General features: G+C 60.2%; 15 protein-coding genes. 3 read left to right on the top strand and 12 right to left on the bottom strand.

Features of this window, described 5'->3' with window-relative positions:
• Positions 1-179: 179 nt before the first annotated feature.
• Both ACZZ0G_RS11370 and ACZZ0G_RS11365 read right to left on the bottom strand, forming a co-directional pair.
• Complete coding sequence (locus ACZZ0G_RS11370) at positions 180-2,363, bottom strand: autotransporter outer membrane beta-barrel domain-containing protein (protein WP_463556191.1); 2,184 nt, start codon at positions 2,361-2,363, stop codon at positions 180-182.
• A 198-nt stretch (positions 2,364-2,561) separates the two neighbouring features.
• Complete coding sequence (locus tag ACZZ0G_RS11365) at positions 2,562-5,519, bottom strand: autotransporter outer membrane beta-barrel domain-containing protein (RefSeq protein ID WP_463556190.1); 2,958 nt, start codon at positions 5,517-5,519, stop codon at positions 2,562-2,564.
• A gap of 243 nt (positions 5,520-5,762) precedes the next feature.
• On the opposite strand from ACZZ0G_RS11365, the gene ACZZ0G_RS11360 reads away from it, so the two are divergent.
• The gene (locus tag ACZZ0G_RS11360; protein ID WP_463556189.1) at positions 5,763-6,041 is read left to right on the top strand and encodes a helix-turn-helix domain-containing protein; all 279 of its coding nucleotides are present in this window, start codon (positions 5,763-5,765) and stop codon (positions 6,039-6,041) included.
• Between the two features lie 32 nt (positions 6,042-6,073).
• Here ACZZ0G_RS11360 and ACZZ0G_RS11355 read toward each other — a convergent pair whose 3' ends face one another.
• Both ACZZ0G_RS11355 and ACZZ0G_RS11350 read right to left on the bottom strand, forming a co-directional pair.
• Entirely contained in the window at positions 6,074-6,910 is an 837-nt protein-coding gene (locus ACZZ0G_RS11355) for an amino acid ABC transporter permease (protein WP_007912085.1), read from the bottom strand.
• Positions 6,907-7,728 (bottom strand): ABC transporter substrate-binding protein, encoded by an 822-nt coding sequence (locus tag ACZZ0G_RS11350; RefSeq protein WP_463556188.1) that lies wholly within the window; start codon positions 7,726-7,728, stop codon positions 6,907-6,909. Before ACZZ0G_RS11350 ends, ACZZ0G_RS11355 begins: the two co-directional genes overlap by 4 nt.
• A gap of 113 nt (positions 7,729-7,841) precedes the next feature.
• On the opposite strand from ACZZ0G_RS11350, the gene ACZZ0G_RS11345 reads away from it, so the two are divergent.
• Entirely contained in the window at positions 7,842-8,741 is a 900-nt protein-coding gene (locus ACZZ0G_RS11345; RefSeq protein WP_463556187.1) for a homocysteine S-methyltransferase family protein, read from the top strand.
• A gap of 112 nt (positions 8,742-8,853) precedes the next feature.
• On the opposite strand, the gene ACZZ0G_RS11340 is transcribed toward ACZZ0G_RS11345, so the two are convergent.
• The 3 genes from ACZZ0G_RS11340 to ACZZ0G_RS11330 are packed head-to-tail and all read right to left on the bottom strand — an operon-like array spanning position 8,854 to position 10,618.
• A complete protein-coding gene (locus ACZZ0G_RS11340; RefSeq protein WP_463556185.1) occupies positions 8,854-9,525 on the bottom strand; it encodes a GNAT family N-acetyltransferase in 672 nt (223 codons plus the stop codon).
• Between the two features lie 12 nt (positions 9,526-9,537).
• Complete coding sequence (locus ACZZ0G_RS11335) at positions 9,538-9,984, bottom strand: N-acetyltransferase family protein (protein ID WP_463556184.1); 447 nt, start codon at positions 9,982-9,984, stop codon at positions 9,538-9,540.
• Positions 9,985-9,994: 10 nt separating this feature from the next.
• On the bottom strand, positions 9,995-10,618 hold the full coding sequence (locus ACZZ0G_RS11330; protein ID WP_463556183.1) for an FMN-binding negative transcriptional regulator: 624 nt from the start codon (positions 10,616-10,618) through the stop codon (positions 9,995-9,997).
• A gap of 92 nt (positions 10,619-10,710) precedes the next feature.
• On the opposite strand from ACZZ0G_RS11330, the gene pdxR reads away from it, so the two are divergent.
• A complete protein-coding gene (gene pdxR / locus ACZZ0G_RS11325) occupies positions 10,711-12,264 on the top strand; it encodes a MocR-like pyridoxine biosynthesis transcription factor PdxR (protein ID WP_463556182.1) in 1,554 nt (517 codons plus the stop codon).
• Here the strand turns inward: pdxR and ACZZ0G_RS11320 are convergent.
• The 5 genes from ACZZ0G_RS11320 to ACZZ0G_RS11300 form a co-directional block, all read right to left on the bottom strand.
• Positions 12,221-16,825, bottom strand: a complete 4,605-nt coding sequence (locus tag ACZZ0G_RS11320; RefSeq protein WP_463556181.1) for a dermonecrotic toxin domain-containing protein — start codon at positions 16,823-16,825, stop codon at positions 12,221-12,223. The two genes, pdxR and ACZZ0G_RS11320, sit on opposite strands and share 44 nt — an antisense overlap.
• 151 nt (positions 16,826-16,976) lie before the next feature.
• Positions 16,977-18,002: a histone deacetylase family protein gene (locus ACZZ0G_RS11315; RefSeq protein ID WP_463556180.1), complete on the bottom strand. Its 1,026-nt coding sequence runs from the start codon at positions 18,000-18,002 to the stop codon at positions 16,977-16,979.
• Between the two features lie 257 nt (positions 18,003-18,259).
• The gene (locus tag ACZZ0G_RS11310; RefSeq protein ID WP_463556179.1) at positions 18,260-19,255 is read right to left on the bottom strand and encodes an AraC family transcriptional regulator; all 996 of its coding nucleotides are present in this window, start codon (positions 19,253-19,255) and stop codon (positions 18,260-18,262) included.
• A 248-nt stretch (positions 19,256-19,503) separates the two neighbouring features.
• On the bottom strand, positions 19,504-20,508 hold the full coding sequence (locus ACZZ0G_RS11305) for an asparaginase (protein WP_463556178.1): 1,005 nt from the start codon (positions 20,506-20,508) through the stop codon (positions 19,504-19,506).
• 167 nt (positions 20,509-20,675) lie between these two features.
• Positions 20,676-22,124, bottom strand: a complete 1,449-nt coding sequence (locus tag ACZZ0G_RS11300) for an alanine/glycine:cation symporter family protein (RefSeq protein WP_463556177.1) — start codon at positions 22,122-22,124, stop codon at positions 20,676-20,678.
• Between the last annotated feature and the right edge of the window lie 527 nt (positions 22,125-22,651).

Here is a 22,651-nt window from a genome sequence, read left to right as displayed (position 1 = left end):
CGCTTTAAACCTCGGGGGGGCATGTGCTCCCCTTTTTTTTCATGCGGAATTTGTCTGCATCACATGAGGCCAGGGTGGGAGCGAGCCTGCTCGCGAAGAGGAGTGTCAGTCGATATTTATTCAACTGACAGATCGCATTCGCGAGCAGGCTCGCTCCCACAGTGACGATGTTCAATCCGTCAGAACGCCATGCGCCATTGGCCCATCACGCCGTGGGTGCGGCTATCAGTGGCCATTTCTGCGGTGAGACCAACGCCGACCGTGTGATTGGCAGACAGCCCGAGGTCGAGTCCTGCATCCACCGACAGACTGTTTCGATCCAGCGCTGCACCGGCAACCTCAAACCGCTTGCCACCCTTGACCAGTTGCTGACGGGTGTCGCTTTCGATCTCGCCAAAGGTGTGTTTCCAGCCGGCACTGAAACGCGGGGTCAACGTCATGCCGTTATCCAGCCGATTGATTTTTGCCGTGCGCAGGCCAAAGGTGCTGCTGAGGTTGTCGCGGGTTTGCCCAAAGACTTTCAGCGCCGCATCCCCGCCTTTTTCGCTGTAGCTGTCGCGCTGGTAGCGCTGATAACCGAGGCTGGCGAACGGTTCGAGCGTGGCGTTATGGCGGCCAATATTGACCGCCAGTTCGGCAAAGGCCTGTTGGGTGTTGGCGTCGTAATTGCCCTTGAGGCGATCGCTGAAGCCGTTGAAGGCCACGCGACGTTTGCTGTCGCCGTCATGACTGGCATAGGTCGCCCCGAGACGCAGTGAGAACGGTCCGTCCTGGCGCACGGCATAGGCACCGAGGTGCCAGCTGTCGAGGTCGCCATCGTATTGGCGGGCGTCGAGTCTGGTCTGCGATTTACCGCCGACCAGGCCGACATACCATTGCTCATCGAGCCGCCAGTCGGCGCCCATGACCAGACCTTGGGTGGCGTGTTTGAGGGTGCTGTCGAACTCGCGATCGACCTTGCCGCCATGACCGAGCGCCTGAATCCATACCCTACCGGAATCGGCCGCGCCGGTCGCCTGGCGGGGCGAGTTGCCCGAACTGTAGGCAGAACCGTAACGGCTGTTCAGCTGCTGCATGGCCGAAAGCATGCTTGTGCTCACCGGAGTGATGCTGCTCAACGTGGCTTTGGCGAGGTTCGCGTTGCTGCTGGCGGCGAGTTGTTCGATGGCGATGGGGGCGGTGGTTTTGTCGCTGGTCAGTAGTGCGGCGACTGCTGCGTTTGTGGGTTTTAGTGGCGCAGGGGCGGACTGTTCGACGGCCTCGTTAACTTGCGCAGTAAGAGGTTCGTCCTGCATTGGCGATGGGACGGACTCTGCAACGAGAGTCGGCGCCGATGGCGGAACTGGAACTGGAACTGGTGCGGATGCCGTCAATGGCGTTGGCGTTGGCGTTGGCGTTGCGAATGGCGCAGGCGTTTGTGGTTCGACAATGCTGTCGGCAACTGCACGGCCGTTGTCTGTCGTGGCAACGCTCGCAAGCGGCTCACCGTTACGGGCGTAAGTCAGCCCGACGGATTTTTTGTTGTATTGAGGTGTGGCGGTCATAAAGGCGAGGTTGTTAAGGACCTTGCCGAATTCGCCTTCTACCTTGCCGGCTTCGATGATTTTGTACTGGCGACTTTGCGGATACTCACCTGGAACGGCAACGACGTTCAGGGTTGCACCTTCCAGCCTGGCAGTGCCATCGACCTTGATCGTTTGACTGCCACTGGGCGTGACCTCATAAGCCAGTTCGGCGGTTGGGGACAAGCGCAAGTCCCCTTTCACGCGCGGGCTGCCTAGCACTCCGTTGACGGTGAGCAGGCCGGCCACCTCCAGGCTCCCCACAGCGCCTTTACCTGCAAAGCTGCCACCTCTTTCGACATAGACGTCGCCCTTGATGCTCCCCTGGTTGGTCAAAGCGCTACCGCTGTTCACCAGCACGCCTTCCTTGAAGTCTGCCTTCGAACTCAGCGTCCAGTCGCCCCGGCTGACGAACAGCCCGTTGAAATTACGCGTGTCTTTCAACTCGCCGCCTGCCGCTGCATCCAGGAACAGGACGTTATCTCCCCCGCCACCATCCAGCAGGCCGGTAAAGCTTGCGCCGTCCGTGAGCGTGATCAAATCGTTTACAGCGGTACCTTTAAACGTTTCTTCAGGGGTTTTAAAAGCGATGGGTACCGTACTTGGGTTGGTGAGAAATCCCTTGAGTCGTTCAAGCGCCATTTCTTTAGCGCTGGTTTCGGGCAATTCAGTGGCATTCACTACTGCGGTTGAATCAGCGACTTCAGAGGATTGCTGAGCGTTGGCAAGCTCTACACAAGCCAGCGCCAGCGAAATGGCCAAAGCCAAGTGTTTTGGTTTGAAAGTGTGTTGACGGGGCATTAGGTTAGGCCTTTTGTGAAAGGAGACCCAACTCTATTGATGCCCCAGAAAATCCGATGTCGGCTGCTTCCCGCACGCTTGCAGGCGACATCGCATCGTTTTGTAGAAAATGACCGTGTGATCTGGAACCTGAAGTTTTACTCGGTTGCAGCGGTCCTTTTTCCTACAACCAATCAAGATCCCGCCGACTGTTCAACCTCAAAAACTCATTCGCCACTGCCCGATCAACCCGTGATTGCGGCTGTTGCTGCCGATCTCACCGCTGTATCCCACGCCTAACGTGTGCCGCGCGGAAATCCCCACATCCAGCCCGGCTTCGAGTACCAGGCTGTCGCGATCCAGCGAGCTGCCATCGACGCTGAACGCCGTGCCGCCAGTCACAAACGCCTGACGCGTCGAGCTGCTGACATCGCCGTAGGTGTGTTTCCAGCCAGCGGCCATGCGCGGGGTCACGCTCATGCCGTTGTCCAGGCTGCTCAGGTGCGCCAGGCGCAGGCCGAAGGTGCTGCTGAAGTTGTCCTGGGTCTGGCTGTCGACTTGCAGCGCGGCAGCGCCACCTTTTTCCTGATAGCTGTCGCGGTGGTAGCGCTGATAGCCGAGGCTGGCGAACGGCTCGGCGCTGAGGCGGCCGCTGCCCATGGCATAGCCGAGTTCGGCGAAGGCTTGCTGGCTATCGGCGTCGTAGTCGCCTTTCGGGCGGTCGCTGAAACCATTGAAGGCGATGGTGCGTTTGCTTTCGCCCTGATGGCCGCTGTACGCCGCGCCGAGACGCAGCGAGATCGGGCCGTTTTGATGTAACGCGTAGACGCCGGCATGCCAGCTATCGAGGTTGCCGTCGACGCCGGTCGCGTCCAGATCGGTTTTCGAATAACCGCCCAGTACGCCCAGGCGCCACGCCGGGTTCAGTGACCAGTCGGCGCCCAGTACGCTGCCCTTGGTGCGTTGTTCCAGACCGCTGCTGCCGTGTTCGCCATCGAGCTTGCCGTAGCCGCCGATACCTTGCAGCCAGAGCCGCCCGCGCGCATTCGGATCGCTCAGATTACGCGCCTCGGAGGGCACGCCATTGGCCGCCAGCACGGGGGTGTCACGCTGATCGAGACCGACCATCAGTCCCGGGCTGCCGCCCATTTGCTGCATGGCCGAGAGCATGCTGCTGCCGACCTGACTACTGGCGCCGAGGGTAGCGCTGGTCAAATTGGCGTTGCTGGCGCCGGCCAGTTGCTCGATTGCCGCGCCGGCGCTGCTTTGGCTGGTATTAAGCAAGGCGTTGTACAGCGCACTGTTTTTGCCGATCGATGCCAGGCTGTTGGCGGCGTTTGTACCGTTGCCGGTCGTGGCGAGCTCATTAAAGGCTACGTCATTGCGGGTGTAGGTCAGATCGACCTGCGTTGGCGTGTAGGCGAGGGTCGGCGTGAGGAACGCATAGTCGCTGCTGACTTTGCCGAAGGTGCCGTTGATCTGCGCCGCTTGCAGCACGGTGTAATGGCTCTGCCATGGATACGTGCCGCTGCCGGGATTCACCGCAAGCGTTGCGCCGTTGAGATTGGCGATGCCGCCGACCTGTACGGGTGCGCTGCTGCCATCGGCATTGACGCCGTAGGCGAGGGTGCCAGCGTTGCCCATGTTCAAGTCGTGAGTAATGGTTGCGCGCCCCAGGGCGGTGTCCGTGCGCAAGGTGCCGTTGACGTTGAGCGTGCCGACGGAACCGCCGCCGGCATACACACCGCCCGTGTCCACGGTCAGGCTGCCAGCGATGCCACCCTGGTTGATCAACGTTGCACCGTTGCGCACGGCGCCGCCATCGCTGAAATCGCCACTGCCGGACAGCGTCCACGCGCCTTGCTTGACCTCCAGCCATTCGAAATTGCGACTGGCGCCGAAACTGCCACCGGCCGCGTCATCCATCACCACCCGGTCGTAACCGCTGCCGCCGTCGACCACGCCGTCAAAACGGCTGCCGGTGCGCAGGGTCAGGCTGTCGTTGCCGCCGCCCAGATCCAGCGCCAGGCCATTGCTACCGCTGATCGTGCCGCCGTTGGTGACGTTGTCGTCGAACTCGCCGACGAATTTCACACCGAAGCCGTTGAGGCCTTGAATCGTGCCGAAGTTTTCCAGCGTGGTCGCCGCCAGTCCCGAGCCGCCGCTGCCATCGTCGACCAGAATGGCGCTGTCGGCACCGCTGATCAAAGCGTTGCTGGCGTTGAGGATGTAACCGCCGCCCAGCGCGATACCCTCGCTGCCATTGGCGAAACCGCCCTTGTCCACACCGCCCGCGCCGACGCCCTGAATGGTCCCGTAGTTTTCGATATGGGCGATCTTGTCGATGTCCACGCCGTCGCCGTCACCGTTCGCTTGCAAGCCTGAGTAAGCGCCAGTGATGGTGCCGTGGTTGATCACCGTGCCATCGCCGTCGGAGCCGAAACCCGAACCGTTGCGGCCAGTGATCTGCCCGTAGTTGACCAGCGTCGCGCCAAGATCGGTGGTGATGCCATGGCGGCCAGCGGAAATCACCCCGTAGTTGGTAACGCTGACGCCGCTCGCGGAATCGATATCGATGCCGTCGAACTTCTCGTCGGCATTGTGCGAATCGCCGGTGGAAATCTCGCCGTAGTTGGTAATGCTCGCGTTGGCGCCGGTCTTCATGCCGTCGCTGGCGTTGCCGCGAATCAGCCCGCCTGCGCGGTTGATGATGGTGGTCTTCACGCCGGCACTGCGTAGCGCGTCGAGGTCCAGCCCCTGGCCAGTGGTGGAGCGAATCACGCCGCTGTTGTCGATCAACAGACTGCCGCTGGCGAAATTGCTGTCGATGCGCAAGGCGTCGTTGGCGCCGAGAATCTGCCCACCGCTGCGGTTGTAGATTGTGTAGTTGCGCACCTGGGTCAGGTCGCCACTGCTATCGATGGCCCGGCCACCGCTGGAAACGATTTTGCCGGCGTTATCGATCACCACACCGGCACCACTGGTCTTGTCTTTCAGGCTCACAGCCTTGCCGCTGTTGGTGATGCTGCCCGGCGCGGAAATCGTCAATGTGTCGCTACCCCCCAGCGTTTGCGCTGCAGTGGTGGCGGTGTCGATCTGCACGGTTTTGCCGTGGGCTGCCGTGGCGGCGATCAACAGGGCGATGGCGAGAGACAGACGCTGGGGCGGGAACGGCATGGTCGGACAGCCTTTTTGTTATAAGCGGGCCGTCCTGTATAGCGAAGGGTTTTTACAGAATGATGTCGGTGGTTGATCTGCATTGTTTTGCATTCAGATTTCGCTTATCAGGGGTAAATCTGCATTTTGTTGCAGATTTTGACGTTCTATCAGGCTTTAAATGCACTACATTGCATCCGGCATCAGTGAAGGCTCTGTTGAAATGTATTTAAAAGCAGAGGAAATGAAAGCGTGGGATCTGCAATGAGCCTGACGGTAGCTGAGCGCATGGCGCTCATCGAAAGCATCCAAGAAGCGCTGGCCGACGGGACGTTGGAAATCAGCGAAGCCGTCCGCCGTTTACGAGTGGAGGTGACAGGGCTGCATCAAATCCAATTCGCTAAGATGTGCAAAATTTCGGTCCGCACGTTGATACACATAGAGCACGCTGAGGGTAATCAGACGTTGAGGTCGTTGGACTCAATATTCCGATTGTTTGGCCTGAAAATGGGCGTTGTGCGGGTACGCCGAGAGCCCCATTAAAACCCGACGCAGCCCGCAAGGTGCCGATCCCCCTAGCTCCGCCGCACGTAAGCCTTGCCGTAATGCCGCTCCATCCGCGCCTGAATCAACTCGAGGCCAATCGACATCAGCCAGTAAATGATCGCCGCCGTCGTCAGCATTTCGATATAGCGGTAGCTTGAGCGTCCATAGGACTGGGCGAGAAACATCACTTCCCAGACCCCCATCACCGAGATAAGCGACGAGTCCTTGAGCATCGAGATGAACTGGTTCGTCGTGGGCGGGATGATCGTGCGCATGGCTTGCGGCAGGGTGATACGCCAGAAAATCACTGTCTCGCGCATCCCCAAGGCCAGCGAAGCTTCGCGCTGGCCGTGGTCGACACCGAGGATGCCGGCGCGGAAGATCTCGCTGAGGTAGGCGCCGTAGTTCAACGACAGGGCAATGATGCCCGCGACGATGGCGCCCGGCACGATGCCCAGTTGCGGCAAGCCCAGGTAGATCAGCAGGATCTGGATGAGCAGTGGCGTGCCGCGAAAGAACGAGGTGTAAAAACTGGCGATGCCGAACGCCACGGCGCTTTTCGACAGGCGCGCCAATGCCGTGATGAAGCCCAACAGGGACGAAGCGACAATCGAGCACACGCAGAGGAACAGCGTCAGCGCTGCACCCTGCAAGAAGCCGTTGGGCGCCAGGTGCAGGCCGACCAGATTGGGCAGTTTGTCGAGGATGATCGAGAACTTCAGGTCGAAGCTCAGGAAGAACCCGGCGAACAGGCAGAACAGCGTTGCCCAGGTCAGGTACAGCCGCGTACGAAACCCGAACATCCGTTGCAGGCGTGATTCAGCCACCGGTTGCGGTGGCTGTGGCGGTGTCGGGAAAGAAGTCATTGGCTGATATCAGCGCCGATCCATTTTTGCGACAGCTTGCTCAGGGTGCCGTCCTGCTTCAGTTGCGCGAAGACTTCACGCACTTTGGCGTCCCATTGCGCGTCGCCCTTTTCGATGGCCACCGAGTTCGGCTCCGAGTACAGCGGTGCGCCGGCCAGTTTGAAGCGTTTGTCCTGGTTCAGGCGTGGCTGTGCGGTGACGAGGTTGGTGAGGATTGCATCCAGGCGCACGCCGGCGCCCAGGCCCAAGTCCTGGAAGGCGACATTGTCGGTGTCGTACGGCGCGATCTGCACATCGTCGAACGGGTACTGCAGCTGCGTGTCTTCGGCGCCTTCGATGACCAAGTTCTTGTTCAGATAGCTTTCGTAACTGGACGCGCTGGTGAGGCCGACTTTTTTGCCGCTCAGGTCCTTGGCGTCGTGGATCCGCTCATCCTTGGCATTGACCACGATCACCGCCGGCGAAGCGTAGTACTCGACCGGGAAATCGAATACCTCGGCGCGGGCCTTGCTCGGCGTCATCGAGCAAATGCAGATATCGTAGCGCCCGCTCCAGCGGCCGGCGGCAATGACATCCCAGGACGGCGTTTCGAGTCGCAGCTTGACGCCTAACTTGTCCGCCACGGCTTTGGCGACGTCCACGTCGAAGCCATCAAGCTGATTCTGGTCGTTGAGAAACGAGAACGGTGGATAGCTTTCCATCAGCACGCCGACCAGCTCTTTTTTCTGCTCGATACGATCCAGCGTCGTGCCACCAAAGGCTTGCGTGGAGGCGGCCAGAATCGTCAGGCCCAGGGCCAGTAGCGGTTGAAATTTCACAGTCGATCCCTGGGTAAAAAAGAGGTTGTTTTTAACGGAATGGTGCGTATTAAATAGTTATAAGAACGACTCTGATAGTGAGTTATTTTCATAAGCATATGAGTGAAAAGCATATGGGCGCAGGCAGCACGATTATTCTCGATGGCGGCATGGGCCGTGAGTTGCAGCGCGCCGGGGCGCCATTTCGTCAGCCAGAGTGGTCGGCGCTGGCGTTGAGTGAAGCACCGCAAGCGGTTGAGGCGGTACATGCCGCGTATATCGCCAGTGGCGCCAATGTGATTACCACCAACAGTTATGCCGTGGTGCCGTTCCATATTGGTGAGGAGCGCTTCGCCGCTGAAGGGCAGGCACTGGCGGCGTTGGCCGGTGAACTGGCGCGACGTGCGGTGCAGGCCTCGGGAAAATCCGTGCGGGTGGCCGGCTCATTGCCGCCGCTGTTTGGCTCCTACCGTCCGGATCTGTTCGAGGCCGCACGAGTCACCGAGTTGCTGGCGCCCTTGGTCAACGGCCTGACACCGCACGTTGATCTATGGCTGGCGGAAACCCAGAGTTCGATCGTTGAGGCGCGAGCCATTCACGCTGGGTTGCCGAAGGATGGCAAACCGTTCTGGTTGTCGTTCACTTTGAAGGACGAAGACACCGATGAAGTGCCGCGCTTGCGCTCCGGTGAGCCGGTCGCCGAAGCGGCGGCGGTGGCGGCTGAGTTGGGCGTGCAGACGTTGCTATTCAATTGCAGTCAGCCGGAAGTGATCGGTGCCGCGATTGATGCCGCGCGTGACACCTTCGAGCGTCTAGGGGTGAAGATAAAGATTGGCGCTTACGCCAATGCTTTTCCGCCGCAGCCAAAAGAAGCCACGGCCAATGACGGGCTCGATCCGTTGCGTGAGGATCTTGATCCGCCGGGTTACTTGCATTGGGCAATTGACTGGCAGCAGCGCGGTGCCAGCCATTTGGGCGGGTGCTGCGGGATCGGGCCGGAACACATCGCGGTGCTTGCGCAAAAGCTGGGCTGAAAACAGATCAAAAGATCGCAGCCTGCGGCAGCTCCTACACGGTGAACGTCAATCCCGTGTAGGAGCTGCCGAAGGCTCAGGCCGCGTTCGGACGATCTTTTGCTTTGACGATTTAATTACGGCACTCGACCAAACCTTTCACCTGCCCGTCGGACGTCTGATTTTCATCCGACAGCCACTGCTCGAAACCTGCCGCAATCGCCGGCCATTCGCCATCCAGAATCGAATACCACGCGGTGTCGCGGTTCTGCCCCTTGACCACCATGTGCTGACGGAACACGCCTTCGAAGCTGAAACCAAGACGTTCGGCAGTGTATTTGGAGCGGGCGTTGCCGTTGTTGCATTTCCATTCGAGACGGCGGTAGCCGAGGTCGAAGGAGTGCTTGGCCAACAGGTACACCGCTTCGGTACTTCTCGGCGAGCGCTGCATTGGCGCGCCAAAGGTGACGTGGCCGATTTCAATGCGGCCCTGGGCCGGGACGATCGACATCAGGCTGAGGATGCCTTGCACCTGATTGGTCGCGCGGTCGATAACACTGAAGAAATACGGGTCGCTGGCGGCCGCGTGGTTGTTCAGCCAAGCGTCGAAAACGTTGCGTTCCGGGAAGGGGCCGTAGGGCAAGTAATCCCAGAGTTTCGGGTCGGCGCCCGGGCCTTCGAGGGCAGCGAACAGCTGGTCTCCGTGGCGCGCCGGATCGAGTCGTTCCAGGCGAATGAAGCGTCCTTCGAGCAATGTGGCGGTGGGGGCGGGAACGCCTTTCCAGTCAGCGAGTGAAGCGGTCATGTACGCGTCTCCTTAAATGGCTTTGCGAAACTGGATGAAGCCCGGGCGTTCGGCAATGCGCTCGTAGAGCTGGATCGCGGTGGCGTTGGTTTCGTGGGTCAGCCAATGCACTTTGCAGCAACCGTCAGCTTTGGCCGTGGCGTAAACGTGTTCGATCAGCAGACGACCGATGCCGCTGCCACGGGTTTCCGGCACCACCAGCAAATCTTGCAGGTAGCAGGAGTTTTCGATGCTCCAGTTCGAGCGATGATAGATGTAATGCACCATGCCCAGCGCTTTGCCGTCGGCCCACGCCAATGCTGCGTGGGTTGGTTCGCTCGGGTCGAGAAAGCGCTGCCAGGTGCTGTCGGTGACCGCGTCCGGCAATTCAGTGTTGTAGAACTGCAGGTAGGCCTGCCACAGCGGCAGCCACGCGGCGTGGTCGTCGGCGCTGACCGGGCGAATGTCGATCTGACTCATGGTGATTTCCTTAGCGCATCAATCGGGCGAGGGTTTGATCATTGATTTCCGGGCTGGCAGCGAGGCCTTCGCGCACGCCGGCAATGTCTTCGGCGCTGCGGTTCTGACTGAGCTTGCGCTTGCCTTCGAGACGGTCGATGGGAATGGCAAAGCCGACGATCGCTTTGAGCATGCCGTCGATGTAATCGGCAGGCGCGTCGGCGACTGACCACGGCTGGGCGCTGCCAGCCTCATGACGGTCGGTAAGGGTGCTGACGATGTCGAGCAGGCGACCGCCATCGCTGAAGGTTTCGGCGTGACCATAGGCGTGCACGGCGATGTAGTTCCAGGTCGGCACGACTTTGCCGTGCTCGGCCTTGCTCGGGTAAAAGCCCGGACTGACGTAGGCATCGGCGCCAGCGAAGATCAGCATGGCTTCGGCGCCGTCGCGCAGGTCTTTCCACTGCGGGTTGGCGCGGGCCAGGTGCCCGTACAGCGTGCCGTACGCACCTTGTTCGCAATGCAGCAGCACCGGCACATGGCTGGCCTGCAAGCCACTTTCGCCGTGGGTCACCAGAATGGCGAGGCGAGTAGCAAGGATCAGTTCGTGCAGTTGGGACAGGTCTTCGATGGCAAAGGCGCGTGGCGTGTACATGGACAGATTTTCCTTGGCGAATGCCCGCATCGTAGGCAGGCTATTGGTCTGTTGTAAGAGCCATTGACGACCAATTTCATAGGTCCATTGTCATGTCCGATTCGCCGACGCTATCCATGCCCTTCAACCCTGCAGGTATCGAGCTTGATCGCCGTCAGGGTTTGAGTCGCCAGCTCTATCAGGCTTTGCGCCTGCGGGTACTGGATGGGCGACTGGCAAGCGGCACGCGGTTGCCGGCGAGTCGTGATCTGGCCACGGCGCTGGGGATTTCCCGTAACAGTGTGGTGCGCGCCTACGACCAACTGTATGCCGAAGGCTTTATTGAAGGGCGGGTGGGGGACGGAACTTACGTCGCCCAATTGATGCCGGTAGCGGCCCCGGCGAAAAAATTATCCACAAAAGTATCCACAGGGTTTTCAACAGGCTTACCCACAGCCTTATCCACAAATTGGCTGGATTTACCTGTGATTTCATCCAGTAAAGTTATCCACAGCGATAGTTTTTCGCGCATCGAAAAGAACCATTTGGCCCGGCCACCGAGTGGTCCGCCGCGAGCATTTCGGGTCGGTGTTCCGGCGTTTGACCTGTTCCCGTTCGAGGTGTGGGCCAAGCTGAATGCGGCTTTCTGGCGAAAACCGGATCTGGAGCAACTGTGTTACGGCGATCCGTCCGGCGATGCGCGCTTGCGCGCAATGATCGCCGCCTATTTGCGCAGTTCGCGCGGCATGCAGTGTTCACCTGAGCAAATTGTGATCACCAGCGGCGCACAACAGGGCATTAGCCTTTGTGCACAGTTGCTGGTGGAGCCGGGCGATGGCGTGGCGATCGAGAATCCGGGCTACCGCGCGGCCGGTCATGCGTTCGCCGTGGCGGGCGCTCGTTTGCACGGGATTGCTGTGGACGAAGAGGGCATGGATTGCTCGGCGCTGTCGGCCGCCGGGGATTGTCGCGTGGCCTATGTCACGCCCTCTCATCAATATCCGACCGGCGTGGTGATGAGCCTGGCGCGACGCCTGGAACTGCTTGCCTGGGCCGAGCGCAACCAGGGCTGGATCGTCGAGGATGACTACGATGGCGAATACCGCTACACCGGTGCGCCGCTGGCACCGTTGGCGGCGCTCGATCGACAGGGGCGAGTGCTGTACGTCGGCACCTTCGGCAAGGTTGCGTTCCCGGCATTGCGCCTCGGTTATCTGGTGCTGCCCCCGGCGCTGGTCGATGCATTCTCGCAGCGCCGGGCGGTGGATGTCCGGCATTCCGAGGTGAGTACCCAGGCAGTGATGGCTGAGTTCATGGCGGCGGGACACTTCCAGCGGCATATCCGGCGGATGCGCCGTGCAGCGCTCAGCCGCCGCAATACCTTGCTCGAAGGTTGGCCGGCCACCATTGCCGGTGTGGGCGAGTTACCCGCGGTTTCCGCCGGGCTGCATCTGACCGTGGCCGTTGACAGCATCGAACGCGAGCAGCAGTTGATCGCGCAAGCTGCTCGCGTCGATGTTGAGGTCAACGGCTTGAGCAGCTATTGGCTGCCCGACTCCACCACGCCTCTGGAGCAGCGTGCCGGGCTGGTGCTGGGTTTTGCTGCAGTCCCTGAGCCGGCGATCAAAGCGGCGTTGATCCGGTTGCGACAGGCGTGGCAGGTGTGAGAAACAGCGCTCGAGCAGACTTGTCGGAAATACCGCTTCGATGGATTTCGATCAGCGCCTGATTGCTGAGAAACCGGGGCTCATAGGCCCCGCCCATAAGTCGCTGAGCTACGGTTTTCATATGCCCGGGGGGAAACGGCGTGACAGGGGCTTTCACGCTGCCGTAGTGAAAATGTGCGTAGCACAAGACCTTGTTGGTGCGAACGTCGCGTATTTCGTACTCGTCGAGGAAGCCCAGATCTGGACCTTTGAGCCGGCGTCGAGTCACGGTTTGTGAGGTCCTCACTTCACCCTGTTCTTTCAACCACTGGACCCCGGCCGCCGTCGGTGGCTGTTGCTTGACCATCCTGACCCGGGTGCTGGTGCCTTTTTCGTCAAGGGCGTTAGCGGCCTCATCAAGCTTGTGACCGAGTTCCTCGGTTGGCTTTTTGAGGTCGGCGGTCAGATTGCTGGCGGTCAATGCTCTGTCGATATCCGCGTTGGCCTCTCGCAAGGTGGCAGCATGCCTTTGGTATTGCTCCTCGATCTCGACGGGAATCCGTGGCCCGCGTTTGAGCTGAGCCTCGATACGCCGGTGGAATACGGCCAAACCATCGAGCAGGGCCTGGCCTCCTCGGATAGCACTCTTCAGGCTGGTGCTGGTCTTGGGCGGCCTGGGTTTTCGGGTACGCTGCTCGACCCAGACTCCGGGTGACTCTTGCTTGAATGTTGCAATGACTCCCGTCAGGGTCGTTCGCACTTCAACCAGGTCGGAATCTTGACCTTCAAGGCTCTTTTTCCGATCACCGACCAGCGTGCCCCTGGATTTGGTTTTGATGATCTGGCGCGTCGAGGATGATGCAGATTTCGCTCTGGAAGGCCCGGGTCCCGGTTCCAGCAGGTCTCTGTAGCGCAGCAGCTCGACCAGCTTTTTATCGGTGTGGGCTTTGAACGCGACCACCCGGGTACGCACATGCGCCAGTCGCTCGGTGTTGATCTGTTCGGGGTAGTCGATGAGCAGATCGCCAAAGCGTTGATCGATGGAGGAAAACCGCTCGGCAACATTGCTCAGGACGTCCGCGCGTGCGCGCAGATTGTCCAGGCTTTCATCGGCGGTCAGGTTCAGGGTGCTCTGGATACTCAACGCGGCGTCTTCGATGAGATTGGCCAGTGTCTGATAGGCGTTGGCGCCAGTCGCGGAGTCACGGGCCTTGATGCAGATTTCCTGGCCGAGACTTATCTGCAAAAGTTTGAGATCGTTCAGATCATATTTGGGCAATGCCTTGCGATAGGTTTTAACCACCTCGACAGCTTTTTTCCCAAACGGCATCAATTCGTCAAAGCGGGTCTCGGCCAGCTCCATTTTTTCAATGATGGCTTGGGTCTGATCGGTCATTTCTTCGAAAACCTGAACAAACGCCTGGGTTGTGAAACCTGCTTCATCGGCAAGCATTGCGGTCATTGTCTTCAGGTTGGTCTGGAGCTCCTTGGAATACAGCTGGAGCCATTCCTGGCCAAGAAACAACTGCATCTCCAGTCGCTGAATCATCACTTCCCGATAATTGGGAATCGGTTGTTCTTTATGCAGCGCCTTGATTTGTTCGACGCTCGTAGCGTACGCCTTGCGTTGCGATTCGAGCGTAGCCAGATACTGCTGGCGTGCCTGGGTTCGGGCTTCCGGGCGCGCCTTATCAAAGGCGTCGTGGTCGGCGTCACGTTGAACCTTCTTGGCTTCCATCGTGGCGTCAAAAGCGCTGATGTCAGCGGTCAATTGTATCGCGTCCACTTTGTTCACCTCTTCAACCTCCAGATGAGCGCTGTCGAGTCCGCCACCTCGCAGGCGCAACCGAAGGTCGATCACCCATTCACCGCTGGCGGTGCGGTACAGCAGCGGTCCGTTACGCGGCGGTTTCTGACGAGAGTCGATGATCTGGACCTCGGCGTGGTCATTGATGATGACTTCGAACCAGCGCTGGCCCACGGAGGCGAACCATTGTTGCTGACGTGGATACAGGTGCCTGTGCGTGCCCTCACTGGCGGCAGTGCCGATCCCTCTCGGTTTGGCGATCTGGAAACTGTCGAGCAGCGCGGCCAGTGCGACGGGCGAACGTTTCAGCGCCGTAAAAGGGTTGACCACCCTCCCATGGGTGATGGGCAGTGCGGTGCTGGAGATGTCCGCCAACTGCACCGGTTTGCTGACGGCGATGTCGGGTGTGGCCGTCGGAGTGGGTTCTTCCTGCGCGATCGATTCGCTGATTGGCTGGTCACCCACCGCTGCGCGATGAGCGAGGACCATGCCCAATGCCAGAAGAATGTCGGCCAGTGCGGCCCAGGCGATCTTGCCGGATTGCTCATTGGCGACGTCGCTGACCTCTTGCAGGTCGTCCATGATTTGCCAGATCCACGCGGCTGCGCCGGCGCTTCGCCCGAGGAACGGCAATGCTGCGTTGAATATCATCCAGCCGCCGTGTTTGAGCGTGGCCCAGCGTGCCTCGGCATCGGAAACGGACTGGCGGTCGGCCTGGGTAATGACAGCCTGCACGTTGCTTTTGTGCAGGGTCGCCAATGCATCGTATCCAATCGTTGCTGTAGCCAGTGCCACGGGGCCGGACATATCGAGGGCGGTGAAGGGGTTCACCAGCGATTGCGGGATCGTCCAGACCGAAGGCAGTCGGGCGGTGAAGACGAACTGGCTGTAATTGAAGCGCACATCGTCCGGCAACCAGGCCAGCACTGACTCGCGCAGAGGTTGCGAGTGCTGGATCTCGTACAGCAGATTGGCATGGGAGGGAAACTGCATCAGCGCCATTTCGAACAGCGGCCGGTAAAGCACGCACGGTCCTTTATCCACTGCACGCGGGCCGATGACGAACATGTTGTTGACGGTATCCGCCTGTGAACGGCTGCGATGGGCCTTGAACGCCAGCGGGCGAATGACGATTTCTTCGCGATCGACATGACGTTCATCGCCGGTGTCGGCCAATGCGGCAACGACATAGCGGTAACCCTGCTCGGTGATGCCGGCCTTGCCTTGTATCTTGTGTTGCAATGCCAGCAGCGGCAGTTCGACAGGCAATTGGCTGGTGTATAGCCCTTGCAGCGCCGCCGCTTTCTCGCTGTCGTCGACCAGCAGGTTTTGCAGGTGCGCCGGGTAGCTCTTGCCGATGTCGACACTGCTCACCAGTTGTTCCAGGTAGCTCACGGTCAACCACTCAGGCAACACGCTGCCGTCCTTGTGACGTACGGTTTTATTGCCCATTGGCTGCCCCGCGAGGTTTTGCAGGGCAAGCTCCATGAGCGACAGCGTCTGGGTCTGGGTATTGCCCGGCAAGACGAACGTGCCCCAGACCACCAGGCTGGTGATGCTGATTTCGATGTCATCGATGTTCATCTCGCCGGCGTGCGGATGATCCTTGAACACCTGTTTTTTCAAGGCATCACGGGTGAAGGCTTGCAGGCTGATGACTTCGCTCTGGAAGGATTTTCCCTTGTTTGTATGCTGCACCACGGTCAAGTCCAGCAGGTGTCGGCTGTAACGGGTTTGGTCGGCCGGGGACGCGCTGTCGAGCCAGGCTGGCAGCATCGGACGCAGACGATCGATATGGGGTTTGAGGCGCGGTGTCGGTTCTCGAGGATTGCCAATAGTCCCGGTGTGCGGGTAATGCCTGCTGGCGTTCGCGCCCTGAAAAAAATTGATCGCACCCAGCGCCTCGGCTTCCAGAGCGATCAGTGTGCAGGCCTGATAGTCGAAGAAATTGCCCTGCGGTTCGACCAGGCGCCATTTCAGTCCGGCACCGGGGGTGCCTTTCCAGTAACGGCTCGGCAGGGCTGCACCGAGTTTTTCCAGCGACTCGAAGTTCTCGAAACCCTGAATCACTGAGTGAGTCATGATCACGGTGCGCTCGCCGGCGGTGCCGATCAGCACTGCCGTATCGAGCAGGGTCACGTGGGTCTGGTCATCACCTTCGCCACGGTCCAGATCGATCAGGCAGGCGCGGGTCTTGTAGGTGTCGGCGGGCAGCCGCCGGGTTTTGTCCGGATGCTTGTAGACTGCCTCGACCATGGCGCGCTGGTCGGCATCCCAGCCAGTATTCGCGTCGACCTTCCATAGGTTGTGCAGAGCCTGCGACATTTGCTGCCAGCGCGGTTGTCCCGGGTAGGTGAAATCGTCCCAGTAATTGACCTGGTGTTCCTTGTAGGCGATGAACAGTAACGGCGCCAGCTCATTGAGCAACTTGCCGATCGCGCTGATTTTCACCGGTAGCTGGATGGCTGAGGGCAGGTCCGGCTGCAAGGTCAGATAATGTTCGCCTTCGATATACGCCACAGTGGTACCGGAGAGGCCCAGGCGTACTAACGTGTCGGTCAGCGATTCGATCAGGTGACGGCCAGGGACAACGCGATCATCTTCAATGACCCAGGTGGGTCTCACGACCATGGCCAACTGCGGGTCGAGATCGAGGTCCGGGTAAAGCGTCTTGAGTTTCGGGCGCAAAGTTTTCGAGGCGACTTCTCGCAGCGAAGGGCCGGTCACCAGTTGAGTCACGATATCGACGGCACTGGGGGAGGGGATTTCGGGCATGGGCAACTCCTGCTCTGATGGGCGCGCCGAAAGGGCGGCGGTTGCGGGCAAGGTAGAGGCGGGTTGTGGAGCGCGGGCGGTAGATACGTATTGCAGGCAAAAAAAGACCCGCAGGCGCGGGTCGGTTTTTACAGGTGCGGCTTGTGTCTGGTTATTGTTCGAATCCTTCCAGCACGTTCACCGCGTTGATGCCGATTTCTTCCACGGCGTAGCCACCCTCCATGACGAAAAGCGTCGGTTTGCCAAGGGCGGCAATTCGTTTGCCCATCGCCAGATAATCCGGGCTGTCGAGTTTGAACTGCGAGATTGGATCATCCTTGAAGGTGTCGACGCCGAGTGACACGACAATGACGTCGGCGCCGTAGCGATCGATCTCGTCGCAGGCCTGATCCAGCGCCGCACTCCACACGTCCCAGCTGGAGCCGGCGGGCAGTGGATAGTTGAAGTTGAAGCCTTCCCCAGTCCCTTCGCCACGCTCATCATCGTAGCCGAGGAAGAACGGGAATTCTGCTTCCGGATGGCCGTGGATCGAGGTGAACAGCACGTCGCTGCGCTCATAGAAAATCGACTGCGTGCCATTGCCGTGGTGATAGTCGACGTCGAGGATCGCGACCTTCTTGTGGCCCTGATCGAGGAACGCCTGCGCGGCGATGGCCGCGTTGTTGAGGTAGCAATAACCGCCCATCAAATCGCTGGCGGCGTGGTGTCCCGGTGGCCGGCACAAGGCGAAGGCAGCACGCGCGCCACGCTGGATTTGCGCTTGTGCGGTCAGGGCAACTTGCGCCGCGCTGTACGCCGCTTGCCAGGTGCCGGCGGTGATCGGTGCGCCGCCGTCGAAGCTGTAATAACCGAGCTGGCCGTGCAGGCTGGTCGGTTTGATTGCACGCAAGGTGCGCGCCGGCCAGGTGTAGGGCAGCAGATCACCGTCGGTATTGAATTCAGTCCAGCGCGCCCACGCACCTTTGAAGAAGTCGAGATAGTCGCGGCTGTGGATGCGGGCGATCGGGTCCAGACCGAAATCCTTCGGCGCTTCGACCGGGCCGAGGTTTTGGTTTTTAACACGTTGCAGCACGTGATCGGCGCGGGACGGCATCTCGAAGCACGGCTTGAGCTGGCCATCGATGAGTTCGCAGCGGCCATGGTGCAGGTGGTGATCATCCGAGTAGATCGTCAGCATTTGTTGTTCTCCGCAGGGCTGAATCGGTTGCCCACAGTGTTGCGGCGCGCGGCGAATCGGAAAACGGCAGGAAAGGCCAAAAGGAGACCGATATGGCCAAAAATCCTGACCGAAATTCGCCCCTTATCGATAGTGCCGGGAATCAAGTGATCAATCTCCTGTGGGAGCGAGCCTGCTCGCGAAGAGGGCGTGTCAGGCAATACAGATGTGATTGATCTGGCGCTTTCGCGAGCAGGCTCACTCCCACAGGTCAGCAATCAATGCGGTCGAAACTGACTCGGCGCCACGCCGCTCCAGCGCACAAAGGCGTGGCGGAAACTGGCGGTCTCGCTGAAGCCGAGGGTTTCAGCGATGCGGTAGATCGGCAACTGATCCTCACACAACATCTGCTTGGCCCGCTCGAAGCGCAGCTCATCGAGCAGTTCCTGATAGCTGCTGCCCATATCCTTGAGATGCCGGCGCAAGGTACGTGGCGAGCATTTCATCTGCTGGGCCAAACCCTCCAGCCCCGGTGCCGCGTTCAGCTGGGCGCTGAGCAACTGGCGGATGCGCCCAAGCCACGCCTGACGCCCGGTGAACTCCAGATTCTGTTTGCGGCAACGTTCGGCCATGGCTTGATGCGTGATCGCGTCGGCCAGTGGCAGCGGCTGATCCAGCCAGCGTCGGTCGAAGGCAAAGGCGTTGTCCTTGGCAGCGAAGTGCAGCGCACTGTTGAAGTGTTCGGCATAGCTATCGCGATAGTCCGGCGCGGCGTGCTCGAACCGCGTGGCGAGCAAGGGCAGCGGACGCCCGAGCAAGTCATCGCAAATGACTTTCAGCGACACCAGGCAGAACTCGGCATTGAACACCGCCATCGCCGGGCTCTCGCGGTAATCGGCGGCAACGAACCAGACGCGCTCGCCATCGTCTTCCAGACTCAGTTCGAAAAGTGTTCCCAACAGCGCCGGATAACGGATCGCCAGACGCAAAGCGTCACCGAAGGTGGCACAGGTCAGCAAGGCGTAACCGAGGATGCCGTAGCAGGAAACGTGCATGCGCCGGCCCAGTTCCAGACCGATGTCATGCTTGAGCGCGACCGCGTTGGCGCACACCTGCATCTCCTGATTGGTGGTGATGCGCGTGTCGGCACGACTGAGATCCGCTGCACTGATGCCGCTGCCGACCAGCAGCGCCTCGCTCGACAGGCCTTCGGCCTTGAACGTGTTGAGGATCAGCGAGACGGCGTTGAGGGTGGTGAGGTGGGAGTGGAGCATGGGATCTTCCAGCCTTGAGATGGCTGGAACGCAGCAAGTTGCATGCCGCAGCAACCCCTCACCCCAGCCCTCTCCCGAAGGGAGAGGGGGCTGATCGGGGGAGATTGGCCAGATACGCCGACCTGAAAAAACGCTGGCGAATCCATAATCGACTGCTTTTTTCAGGTCGGCGTATAGCGCGAGACACTAAGGTCAGTCCCCTCTCCCTCCGGGAGAGGGCTAGGGTGAGGGCCATTCCAGAGCCATGCTCAGAGCAACTCACCACACAAATCCAGTTCGATCAGCCGACGCACTTCAGCGGTTTCCAGTCCTGCACCGAGCAGCCCATGCAACTTGCCAAACGCCGCCTCACGGGTCATGCCGCCACCGGACAACACGCCCACCCCACGCAATCGACTGCCAGCCTCGTAAACATCCAGCTCGACGCCACCTTCATGGCACTGCGTTACAGCAACCACCACCACGCCGTTATCGCGCGCACGGCCGAGGCTTGCGAGAAACTCAGGATTGTCACTCGGCCCGGTGCCGCTGCCGTAGCACTCCAGCACCAGACCTTGAATGCCGCTGTCGAGCAGGCCGTCGAGCACTTCGGCGCTGATGCCGGGGAACAGTGGCAACACGGCAACCTTGGCCAATTGCTTCGTTTGGTTGTAGTTCAGCGACGCTGGAATCGAAGAGGCTTTCACGCCGCCGCCCTGACGCTCCAGACGTTTGAACGGATGACGGCCGAAGCTGCGCACTTTCGCGCAACGGGTCGGCGCCAGCAGTTCACCGTGGAAGTACAAGTGCACGCCCGGCGCCAGGCCTTGGCCGAGGGCGACCAGTGCGCCGCTGAGGTTTTCCCAGGCATCGCTGTCGGTGACGCCCGCCGGCAGCATCGAGCCGGTGAAGCACACGCGCGCATGCAGGCCGAGCAGCTGGAAGCTCATGGCTGCCGCGCTGTAGGCCAGGGTGTCGGTGCCGTGCAGGATCAGCACGCTGTCGCAACCTTGCACGTCCACGGCATCGACCACCGCTTCACGCAGTTGCTGCCAATAGGCCGGGGTCATGTTGGCGCTGTCGATCAGCGGCGACATTTCACGGAAGCGCCACTGCGGCACGACGAGTTCAGGCTGGCTGTGCAGGTAGTCGCGCATCCGCGCTTCGAAACCGGACGCCGGGGCCAGGCCGTTGGCGCTGGCCTGCATGCCGATGGTGCCACCGGTGTAGAGCACCATGACGTTTTGAGCGGCGGGATAAGTCGAAGGGTTCATAGGATTCTCCGAAACGATGAGTTCCTGTGGGAGCGAGCCTGCTCGCGAAAGCGGTGTGTCAGTCAGCCTATGTATCAACTGACAGATAGCCTTCGCGAGCAGGCTCGCTCCCACAGTTTTCCGAACTGTAACCGACGGGCGCAGGGGATGCGCCCGTCATTCACCTGTCAGCGTTGCGCTGCAGGCATGCCTTGCGGCTCGGCTTCAGTCTTGCCCGCAGCTGCTGGCGGGTTGGTCGGCCAGGCCTTCAGGTCGAGGTCCAGATCAGCAAATTTGCTGGAGTCGAACACTGGCTGTTTGACGCCGGCGCGGCGCTGCCCGTCGTAGTCGCGCATTACGCGCATGCCGACCTTGAACAGCATGGCCAAGGCCACCAGGTTGACGAACGCCAGGCAGGTCATGGTGATGTCGGCGAAGGCGAACACCGTCGACAGATCCTGCATCGAACCCCAGACCACCAGCGCCAGCACCAGGCCGCGGAAAATCATCAGCGCGGCGCGGTTGCGAGTGAGGAACTGCAGGCTGTTTTCGCCCAGGTAGTAGTTGTAGAGGATGCAGGTGAAGACGAACAGCGACAGCGCGACGCTGACGAACATGCGACCCCAGTCACCGACCACGGCGGCCAGCGAGTTCTGGGTCAGGACGATGCCGTCACCTTCGAAGCCCGGGGTATAGAAGCCCGACAGCAGGATCAGCAATGCGGTGCAGGTGCAGATCACGAAAGTGTCGAGGAACACGCTGAAGGCCTGAACCACGCCCTGCGCGCCCGGGTGCTTCACGGCGGCCACGGCGGCGACGTTCGGCGCACTGCCCAGACCCGCTTCGTTGGCAAACACGCCACGCTTCACGCCCATGACGATGGCGCTGCCGAGCAGGCCACCAAAGGCCGGGTCAAGACCGAAAGCGCTCTTGAAGATGGTTTCCAGCATGGCGGGCACGTGTTCGATCTGGGTGCCGATCACGTACAGGGTCACGCCGATATAGGCCAGGGTCTTGATCGGAACCAGCAGGTCGGACACCGAGGCGATGCGCTTGATGCCGCCGATGAAGGTGATCGCCAGCAGTACGGCCAAGACGATACCGGTGTGTTGTGGGTTGAATTCAAAGGCGTTCTGCAGCGAGTGGGTCACGGTGTAGGACTGCAGGCCAATGAAGGCGAAGCCGTAGGTGACCAGCAGCAGGACGGAGAACACCACCGCCATGCCTTTGAGCTTGAGGCCGTGCTGGATGTAGTAAGCCGGGCCGCCACGGTACAAGCCGTCGCCATCGGCGCGCTTGTAGACTTGGGCCAGGGTGCACTCGAAGAAGCTGCTGGACATGCCGACCAGTGCGGTCACCCACATCCAGAACACCGCACCCGGACCACCCAGGGTCACGGCGATGCCGACACCGGCGATGTTGCCTGCACCGACACGGCCGGCAAGGCTGAGCATCAAGGCCTGGAACGAGCTGAGTTGCCCGGCGCTGCCTTTGAGGCTATCGCGGAACACCGCGAACATGTGGAAGAAGTGACGCAATTGAACGAAACGCGAGCGAATCGTGAAGTAGCTACCGAGCCCGACAATGAGCACGATCAGTACTTTCCCTGAGAGGAAGTCGTTAATGACTTCGAGCATGGATTTTTCCTCGCTGTTTATTGTGTAAGCAAATGCTGGATGGAAGAAACATCGTGTTACACCGGTGTGCGCGCGGCACGACGGGTGAGGCGAAGGTTCGTCCCGGTCCATTTCGCGGGTTTGTTATTAGTTCGGGTTTCACATGGGTTGTGGCCTCGTTACCGACGACCGCTCATGCGAAGAGGGGCGGCACTATACCGATCAGTGACGCGCCCGTCTGCACGGTAGTGGTGCAAGCGACGAAACGAGGCTTTGAAACACCCGACGTTACCGGCGTCGGGTTTGTGCAGGGACTGCTCTGTGTGGGAGCGAGCCTGCTCGCGAAAGCGATATCGCAGACACATCGTTTTTGAATATGCCGCCGTCTTCGCGAGCAGGCTCGCTCCCACATTGCTCAGTTCCCAGACATACGGGTCTCAGGGTCAGAAAGTTAAAAAAAAGGGCTTGGGGACTAGATCCCCAAGCCCTCAAAAGGTGAGAGGTGTCTAGTCCCTCGACCTGGTGAGCGGTGCTACAAGTAACGTGTC

It is taken from the genome of Pseudomonas sp. AC169 (assembly GCF_979258515.1).
The sequence above is the reverse complement of the archived record's forward strand: the minus strand, read 5'-3'. Positions and strand labels throughout refer to the sequence as shown.